The organism is uncultured Flavobacterium sp. (assembly GCF_963975005.1).
In the GTDB taxonomy this organism is placed as follows: Bacteria; Bacteroidota; Bacteroidia; order Flavobacteriales; family Flavobacteriaceae; genus Flavobacterium.
This window is the reverse complement of the sequence record NZ_CAXBFR010000024.1, coordinates 20,625-29,183: the sequence shown is the minus strand read 5'-3', so window position 1 is coordinate 29,183 and position 8,559 is coordinate 20,625. Positions and strand designations below refer to the sequence as shown.

7 protein-coding genes are annotated in these 8,559 nt (G+C 30.3%); 4 read left to right on the top strand and 3 right to left on the bottom strand.

Translation table 11 applies throughout. The features are described from left to right. The first annotated feature begins 15 nt into the window (after positions 1 to 15). The 3 genes from hemB (at position 16) to AACZ53_RS04815 (ending at position 2,015) form a co-directional block, all read left to right on the top strand. On the top strand, positions 16 to 1,014 hold the full coding sequence (gene hemB, locus AACZ53_RS04825; protein ID WP_339835214.1) for a porphobilinogen synthase: 999 nt from the start codon (positions 16 to 18) through the stop codon (positions 1,012 to 1,014). Beyond that, positions 1,014 to 1,523: a DinB family protein gene (locus AACZ53_RS04820; RefSeq protein ID WP_339835211.1), complete on the top strand. Its 510-nt coding sequence runs from the start codon at positions 1,014 to 1,016 to the stop codon at positions 1,521 to 1,523. The genes hemB and AACZ53_RS04820 overlap by 1 nt, the downstream gene beginning before the upstream one ends. 75 nt (positions 1,524 to 1,598) lie before the next feature. Then, positions 1,599 to 2,015 (top strand): c-type cytochrome, encoded by a 417-nt coding sequence (locus AACZ53_RS04815; RefSeq protein ID WP_339835210.1) that lies wholly within the window; start codon positions 1,599 to 1,601, stop codon positions 2,013 to 2,015. A 1-nt stretch (position 2,016) separates the two neighbouring features. Here the strand turns inward: AACZ53_RS04815 and AACZ53_RS04810 are convergent, their stop codons facing one another. Both AACZ53_RS04810 and AACZ53_RS04805 read right to left on the bottom strand, forming a co-directional pair. Next, the gene (locus AACZ53_RS04810) at positions 2,017 to 2,700 is read right to left on the bottom strand and encodes a response regulator transcription factor (RefSeq protein ID WP_339835209.1); all 684 of its coding nucleotides are present in this window, start codon (positions 2,698 to 2,700) and stop codon (positions 2,017 to 2,019) included. Next, positions 2,693 to 3,964 (bottom strand): HAMP domain-containing sensor histidine kinase, encoded by a 1,272-nt coding sequence (locus AACZ53_RS04805; protein ID WP_339835208.1) that lies wholly within the window; start codon positions 3,962 to 3,964, stop codon positions 2,693 to 2,695. The genes AACZ53_RS04810 and AACZ53_RS04805 overlap by 8 nt, the downstream gene beginning before the upstream one ends. A 149-nt stretch (positions 3,965 to 4,113) precedes the next feature. Here AACZ53_RS04805 and AACZ53_RS04800 point away from each other — a divergent pair, with 149 nt between their 5' ends. After that, positions 4,114 to 4,560: a DUF1573 domain-containing protein gene (locus AACZ53_RS04800; RefSeq protein ID WP_339835206.1), complete on the top strand. Its 447-nt coding sequence runs from the start codon at positions 4,114 to 4,116 to the stop codon at positions 4,558 to 4,560. 488 nt (positions 4,561 to 5,048) lie between these two features. On the opposite strand, the gene AACZ53_RS04795 is transcribed toward AACZ53_RS04800, so the two are convergent. Then, complete coding sequence (locus tag AACZ53_RS04795; protein ID WP_339835205.1) at positions 5,049 to 8,549, bottom strand: efflux RND transporter permease subunit; 3,501 nt, start codon at positions 8,547 to 8,549, stop codon at positions 5,049 to 5,051. Positions 8,550 to 8,559: the final 10 nt, after the last annotated feature.

Here is an 8,559-nt window from a genome sequence, read left to right as displayed (position 1 = left end):
TAAATATAGAAAATTATGTTTCCATTACACAGAAGTAGAAGATTAAGAGTAAATGAATCTATAAGAAGTTTAGTTCGTGAGACAAGTTTAAGTCCAGCTGACTTTATGTTTCCCATGTTTATTGCGGAAGGAGAAAATGTAAAAATTGAAATTCCTTCGATGCCAGGAATATTTCGTCGTTCTATCGACTTAACCGTTGAAGAAGTTAAAGAATTATTCGATTTAGGAATAAGAGCAGTAAATATCTATGTAAAAGTAGATGAATCTTTAAAAGACAATACTGGAAAAGAGGCTTGGAATGATAATGGACTAATGCAAAAAGCCATAAAAGCTATCAAAAAAGCTTGTCCGCAAATGATTGTGATGCCTGATGTTGCTCTTGATCCTTATTCAATTTATGGTCACGATGGAATTATTGAAAATGGTGATGTTGCCAATGATGCTACAAATGATGCATTAGTAAAAATGGCTGTTTCTCATGCAAAAGCTGGAGCCGATTTTGTGGCACCAAGCGATATGATGGACGGAAGAGTTTTACGTTTACGTCAAGGTTTAGACGCTGCAGGATTTCATAATGTTGGAATCATGAGTTATTCGGCTAAATATGCTTCTGCTTTTTATGGTCCTTTTCGCGATGCTTTAGATTCTGCTCCAAAAGATGCTGATGTTGAAGTGCCAAAAGACAAAAAAACCTATCAAATGGATTATGCTAATCGCATTGAAGCTATTAAAGAAGCTATTTGGGATGTGGAAGAAGGAGCGGATATGGTTATGGTAAAACCAGGAATTGCTTATTTAGATATTGTACGAGAGGTTAAAAATGCTGTCAATGTTCCGGTAACTGTATTTCATGTTTCTGGAGAATATGCAATGGTTAAAGCTGCTGCCGAAAGAGGTTGGTTAGACCACGACAAAACCATGATGGAACAATTAATGTGTATTAAAAGAGCAGGTGCAAGTTTGATTTCAACTTATTTTGCCAAAGAAGCTGCTATTCTATTAAATAAAAAATAATGAAAAAAGTATTTCTTTTTGTAATGTTACTATTTTCAATTATTGGTTTTTCTCAAAACGAATCAATAGAGGCTTTTCTTGAAAAATGGGAAAATTCAAAAACTTATATGGTTGATATTGCTAAAGCAATGCCTGAAGAAAGTTATAGTTATAAACCCACAGAAAGAGAAATGTCTTTTAGAGAACAATTGCTTCATATAAAAGGAAATATAGATTGGTTAGGCACAACTTATTTTACTGCTGAAAAATTTGATAAAAAGAAAGATGAAAAAACGTATTCCAAAGAAGAAATTATTTCAATGTTAGAAATGTCTTTTGATAAAGTTTATGAAGTCATAAAAAACACAAAACCAGAAAACTTAAAAGATGAAGTCGAATTTTTTGCTGGTCCTAAGACAAAGTTACAGATTCTAAATTTGCTTCAAGATCATGTTACACATCATCGTGGTCAATTGATTGTATATCTTAACTTAAATGAAATTAAACCTCCAAGTTATGTGGGTTGGTAGATTATTGTGTGACATTTATTACATCCTAAATTAAATAGATACCTTATATTTGATATAATTTTAAATTTTTTCAAAATGAAAACTTACGTTAAACATTTTTTTGCTCTACTAATTGTTTTATTTTTTGCAAGTTGTGGCGACAAAAAGCCAAAAGAAGATTTTGGCAAATCGGCCGAAGAAGTAACAACAGAAACTGCAGTTGAAGAAGTTGCGGAAAATCCTTTAGTGGCTGAAGGGAAAACTATTTTTGAAGGCAAAGGGACTTGCACCGCTTGTCATAAGCCAGATGTAAAAGTTATTGGGCCTAGTTTGGCAGACATTTCAAAAATCTACAAAGAACAAAATGCTAGTATTGTTTCTTTCTTAAAAGAGGAGGGCAAACCACTTGTTGATCCATCTCAATATGAGGTAATGAAAGCTAATTTTGCCATTACTAAAGCTATGAGTGATGATGAATTAAAAGCACTTGAAGCTTATGTTTTAAGTTATTAATTTATTCTATAACTAATTTGAAACCAACTCTTGGAATGTTTTCTATTCTAACGTTGGTTTCTTCTTTTATAATTTTTCGTAAACGCGAAATAAAAACATCTAAACTTCTTCCCATAAAATAATCATCTGTTCCCCAAAGTGCTGTTAAGATTTTTTCTCTTTTTAAAACTGAGTTAGGATTGTCTAAAAACAATTGCAATAAAGCAGCTTCTCTTTCGGTTAAAGTAATGTTTTTTTCGCTATTCTTAAGTTGATAATTTGCAGGTTCAAATTCAAACGAACCAAATTGGTAGGTTTTTATGTTTTTCTCAACTGATTTTTGACTTCTATTTAAAAATATTTCAATCTTTAATATCAATTCTTCAATAGAGTAGGGCTTTATTAAATAATCATCAGCACCTAATTTCAATCCTTTAATTCTGTCTTCTTTTAAAGTTTTTGCACTTAAGAAAATAATTGGTATTTCTTGATTCCGTTTTCTAATTTCAGTTGCAATCTCAAAACCATCCATGTCTGGAAGCATGATATCTAAAACGCATAAGTCAAAATCATCTTTGCAAAAAAGTTCAAAAGCTTCTTTTCCGTTGTTACAATGAATTACTTCAAAATGTTGTTCTAAATTATCAGCAGTTAAAAAAGCTAATGTTTCATCATCTTCTACATATAAAATTCGCTTCTTATCCATTTACATCTTGTTTGTTTATTAAAATCTTAACGGTTATTCCTTTATTTGGATTGTTCTTTAATGAAACTTTCCATTTATGTAAATCACAAATACGTTTTACATAGGAAAGGCCAATTCCAAATCCTTCAATATCTTTATTATCTTCTCGAGTTACTCTATAAAATTTATCAAAAATAAAAGGCAAATCTTTTAAGGGAATTCCGTTTCCATTATCAATAATACTTAACTCTAATTCGTTTTTAGTTTCCTTAGATTTGATAGTTATTTCGATATCTTTTCCAGAATATTTAACCGCATTATCTAAAATATTATATATTATATTGTATAAGTGAAATTCATCTGCATTTATACTATAGTTATTGTCTAATTCTATTTTAAATATATTTTCCTTTTGATATTTTAATTCAATATTTTCTTTTACTAATTCAATTGTTTTCGTCAAGTCAACATTTGTCTTTACTAATTCTATTTGATTGCTATCTGTTTTAGCAACGTATAAAATCTTTTCAATATGTTGATTTAATTTATTGCTTTGATTTATAATAATTTGAATATATTTTGACAATTTAGGATTGTCCTTGATTTCATTTTGAGTATTTGCAAAGTTTGAAGCAATTAAAATAGAGGACAAAGGCGTTTTAAATTCATGTGTCATATTATTGATGAAATCCTTTTGTAATTCTGTATATCTTTTTTGTTGCAACATCATAAAAACTGAATAAACATAGACAATTAATACAAAGAACAAGACAAAAGTAAAAATCCAATATTGTTGCAAATTGCCATAAAATGTTTTGTTTATATCCGGAAAACGAATGGCAAAATAATAAATTAAATCACTATTGGTTGAAAAACATTCTTCACATTTATCCGATGTTTTACCAGATGAAGAAACATAGTTACCATAAACCATTTTATCTGACCCACAATTATAAATAGCATATTCAAAATCTAAATCAATATTTACTTTTTGGAATTCTACCTTTAAATAATGTTCTAGTATTTTATTTTCGAAAACATCATTTACATTTACAATATAGTAATCATCTGAAACTTTTTGAATTTGTTTGTTAAACATTAAATTCGATTTGTTGTCAGAATATATGTGTTCAACAACATCTTGAAGCGCAAAAAATATTTTACTTTCCAGTTCTTTCTTTTCAAAGCGTAAAGCTTTATTTAGTAATAACAATTGCATAATGATTACGCCAACAATTGCTAGGAAGCCAATAAATATTACAATATTAAATCTTGTTAGTCTCATAATTGATGCTATATTAGCACATAATTGATATAAAAATTACATCATTAACAACTCATTAACAATCATTAAAAAGTGATTAACAAAAGCGCTGTAAAATATATTTAGTTTTGTAAAGGTAAAATAAAAACAAATTATTAAAACATATAATTATGAAAACAATTAAATTAACATTAGTAGCATTATTTATCTCTGCTGCATCTTTTGCTCAAACTCCAGAAATGAAAACTGCAAATACTGTTACAAAACAAGTTGCATCTGAACTTAAGTGGGAAAACGATATGCATGATTTTGGGACATTATCTCAAGGTAAACCAGCAACGTATGAATTTACTTTCACTAATACTACTAAAGAAACTATTTTAATTACTAATGTAAGACCTTCTTGTGGTTGTACTGCTGCAAATTATACTAAAACTCCAATTAAACCAGGAGAAAAAGGAATGGTTGCTGCAACATATAATGCATCTGCTGCTGGAGCTTTCACAAAATCAATAACAGTTACGACTAGTGATTCTGAATTACCAAAATCATTAACTATTAAAGGTAAAGTTGACGCTGCACCTGCTGTTGAAGAAATCAAAACAGTTTTAAACTAAAAATACAACAACTTTTTATTATTCATCTTTTAAAAGGAAAAAACCATCAGTGCAAACTGGTGGTTTTTTGTTATGTATAATTTTTAATTAATGATAAACAAACAAATATACAAATACACAAACAAAAACGTTGAGTCTTATAATTTAAACTAATAAAGAACTTAGATATTTTATATGTAAGTTTTCTGTGGATTAGAAATAAGGTAACTCTTAATGAATTCAATATGGACAAAGTATTTTACTTTATAGGATAACAAAAGAGTATCTATAATTTTTAAATTATGTGAATATAGAATAATTTAGATCTTTCAATAAAAGCTTTAGTTATTGATTAATTTAGAGGCTCCTTTAGTTAACTTTTTTAGTAATAAGAAAGAAGTCACCTTAAATCCGAATATTAATATCACATTAAAACAGCAAATTATCTTACTAAAAAACTCCTTAGAAATTAATCTAAGGAGTTTTTTTTTAGTATAAATTCATACTTATTAACCACCTATTTCTTCAATAGTTTTAGTGTGATTTTTTCTATTCTTGATTCTGTTTTTAACTCTGTTTACCAAGTAAAATAGTACTGGCACAACAATTAATGTTAGGAATGTAGCGAAGATTAACCCGTAGATTACGGTCCAAGCTAATGGTCCCCAGAAAATAACGTTATCACCACCCATATAAACATGTGGATTACCTGTAGCAAACAAGCTAAAGAAATCAATGTTGAAACCAATTGCTAATGGAATTAACCCCAAAACAGTTGTTATTGCAGTTAATAACACAGGTCTTAAACGCGCTTTTCCACCTTTTACAATAGCTTCAAAAACATGTTCGTTACTTAATAGTTCTTTTTTATCAACGTCTAATTCCTCTCTTTTTCGAGCAATTAATAAATCGGTATAATCGAGTAGTACAACACCATTGTTTACAACGATTCCGGCTAATGATATAATTCCCATCATGGTCATCATAATTACAAAGGGTTTTCCTGTAATCATTAATCCTAAGAATACACCAATAAAACTCAAGAATACAGCCACCATAATAATTGCTGGTCTTGAAACCGAATTAAATTGGAAAATTAAGATTAAGAAAATCAAGAATAGACCAGTAAATAAAGCTCCCATTAAGAAAGTCATTTGTTTTCCTTGTTCTTCTAATTGTCCTGTGTAATCAAATTTTACTGTTTTTGGAGCATCAAACGACGCCATTTCTGCCTGAATTTGAGCTACAGCAGCACCAGCATCCGTAAATCCGGGTGCCAAAGCTGAATATAAAACTACAACTCTACCTGAATGTTTGTGTTTAATAGCACTAAATGAAGAAGCATTCTTTTGACTAGCAACTGTAGAAACCGGAATTTCTTTAATTTGTCCAGAAGCCATATCTCTAAACGTAATGTTTTGATTAAAAAGTGCACTTTTATTATATCTGTTTTCTTCGTTAAAGCGAACATAGATATCATAGTCTTCGCCATCATTTTTATAAATACCAGCTTTTTCCCCAAAAATAGAGCGACGCAATTGGTTTCCAACTTGACCAGCTGAAACGCCTAATTCACCAGCTTTCTCTCTATCAACCACAACTCTCATTGCAGGTTTGTCTTTGTTTACATCTACTTTTAATTCATCAATACCCGGAATGTTTTTTGTATTTAAAAAATCTTTCATTCGCTCAGCAGTAGTGATTAATTCTGTATAATCTTCTCCTTTAATTTCTATATTGATAGGATAACCTGCAGGTGGACCAACAGCATCTTTTTCAACAGAAATAGAAACTCCAGGATAAATGTCTTTTAACGAAGCTTGAATTTTTTTACGTAAATCTTCAGAATCTCTACCATCACGAAATTTGAATTCTTTCATAGAGATTGTTATTTTACCTTTGTGAGGCATTTCTGCAGAAGAACCACCATCTGTTTGAGGATTTCCGGCACCTTCACCTACTTGAGCAACTCCATTTTCTACTAAATAATTTTGTTTTTTACCCTCTTCATCTGTATAAACGAAATTTTTATCATCTAAAACCGTAAAGACACGTTTTTCAATTGATTTTGTAATTTCATTCGTTTTTTTAATATCAGTTCCTTGAGGATATTCGATATAAACTATAATTTGATTTGGTGTGTTGTCTGGGAAAAATTCAACTTTAGTTCTTCCACTTCCTACGCTCCATCCAAAATACAACATTAGAACGGCAAAGAACATTACTACCATTGCGACAATTGTGATAACTGGTTTTCTTCCAGATAAAAAATAACGTAATGTGTTTTCGTAAAAGTTTTCTAATCGAGTTAATAAATTATGTTGAAATGAAGTGGTTAAGTCTTTTATCACATATTTATACAACCAAAACATAAGAGCAGTAAAGATCATCAATGAACCAAAAGCTTTTATTGGCCCACCAAAAAGCAGAATTAGTGTTCCAATTCCTCCTAAAATAATAGATAAGCTAATTAACTGTTTTCTTGAAACTACTTTCTCATTAATATCCATGAATTGAGAAACCATAACGGAATTGAAAAAGATAGCCACAAATAATGAAGAACCTAAAACAACTGATAAAGTTATGGGAAAATATATCATAAATTGGCCCATTGTTCCTGGCCACAGACCTAGTGGTACAAAGGCAGCCACAGTTGTAGCTGTAGAAATGATAATTGGTAAAGCAATTTCGCCAATTCCTTCTTTAGCAGCTTGGATGCGACTCATTCCTTCTTCTTCCATTAAACGGTAGACGTTTTCGACGACGACAATACCATTATCCACTAGCATTCCTAGTCCCATAATTAATCCGAAAAGAATCATCGTATTCATAGTGTATCCTAAAGCATCTAGAATCATAAACGACATAAACATCGACATTGGAATGGCAAATCCTACGAAAAGCGCATTTCTAAACCCAAGGAAAAACATCAAAACACCAACAACTAAAATAATTCCGAAAATAATGTTATTTACTAAATCATCGACTTGATTTAAAGTTCGTGATGATTGATCATTAGTTACAGAAATTGTTAAATCTTTTGGGAAGTGATTTAATTTTGCATCTTCTAAAAGAACTTTAATTTTTTCAGTAGCTTCAATCATGTTTTTACCAGCACGTTTTTTCACGTCAAGCATCACTACACTTGTTCCAAATTCTCTAGCATAGGTTGTTTTATCAACTTCTTTAAAGGTCACTTTTGCAATATCTTTCAGATAAACGGCACCACCTTGTGTTTTAACCACAAAATTTTCTAAATCTGACGGATTTTCAACTTCACCTAAAATTCTAATAGTTCTTCTTTGATCGTTTGCGATAAGATTACCAGCAGACATAGTTACGTTTCCGTTTCTAACGGCATTAATAACATCATCAAAACTCACTTTTGAAGCCATCATTTTGTAGATGTCTACGGCAACTTCTACTTCCTTTTCTTGTGCACCACGAATATCTACTTGTTTAATTTCTGATAATGCTTCAATTTGGTCTTCTAAATATTCACCAAACACTTTTAACTGCCCAATTGGATAATCTCCTTGAATATTTATGTTAAGAATCGGAACTTCTTCAGAAATATTAAGGTCAAAAACATTAGGTTCTACTTTAGCACCATTGAAGGTTGGCCAATCTTCACCACCTGTTTTGGTATCAATTTTATCTTTTATTTTTTGTTTTGCAGCTTCAACTGTAATTTTTTCGTCGAATTCAACAGTGATAATTCCATAATCCTCTTGAGAAGTAGAAAGAACTTTTACGACGTTACTTACGTTTTTGATTTCTTCTTCTAAAGGATCAATAATTAAACGTTCAATATCTTCTGCAGTATTTCCTGGATAAACCGTACTGATGTATATTTTAGTTTCTTTAATTTCAGGAAAATCTTCCCTTGGCATACTGTAATAAGCGGATAATCCTAAAAATAAGATAATCACCATCATTACATAAACCGTCATCTTGTTTTCAATAGCCCAAGACGAAAGTTTAAATTCGTTATTGTTTTGAGTACTCATAATTTCTTTT